This window comes from Candidatus Symbiopectobacterium sp. NZEC135 (assembly GCF_025962695.1).
In genome coordinates, this window is record NZ_JAGFPF010001351.1 from 1 (window position 1) to 581 (window position 581).

Annotated in this window: 1 protein-coding gene; it reads right to left on the minus strand. The window is 56.3% G+C overall.

What is annotated here, in order from left to right; all coding sequences use genetic code 11:
- Positions 1–581, minus strand: a 581-nt coding sequence (locus J5224_RS34215) for a calcium-binding protein (protein WP_319802551.1), incomplete at both ends; no start/stop codon positions are given.

Below are 581 nucleotides of genomic sequence, written 5' to 3' on the forward strand. Positions count from 1 at the left end.
ATCGCCCCCACCACCGTGTATCTCACTCCCTTCTTCATAGCCCCACAGCGTCTGCGCCTCTTCTGTACCTCGCAGCAGCATTGCTTTCAGGGTATCCACATCCCATGCGGTACCCTCAGCAAACTCGACGCGCTCTATCTGATATCGTTTCTCAGAAAAAAAATCTTTGACCGTTACCCTGTCATCACTGGAAGCCAAACTGAGCGCCAAATCGCCAGAATTGTAAGCCGTCGATCCGCCTCGCCGTGCCACCGCCACCTGCTCCGGGGTTATTCCCTCACCGAATCGCAGCACGTCCATATCCTCAGATTCACTGCTGGTCTCAGCAATGACATCCCTTCCATCTCCCCGATTAAACAGGTAAACATCGCTGCCACTCCCCCCTTCAAGGCGGTCATTGCCTGCGCCACCTGCCAGACAATCGTCACCCGTGCCACCCTCCAGAGTGTCATCCCCCGCATCACCGTACAGACTGTCCTTTCCCTTGTTGCCATTCAGGTGGTCATCGCCCCCACCACCGTGTATCTCACTCCCTTCTTCATAGCCCCACAGCGTCTGCGCCTCTTCTGTACCTCGCAGCA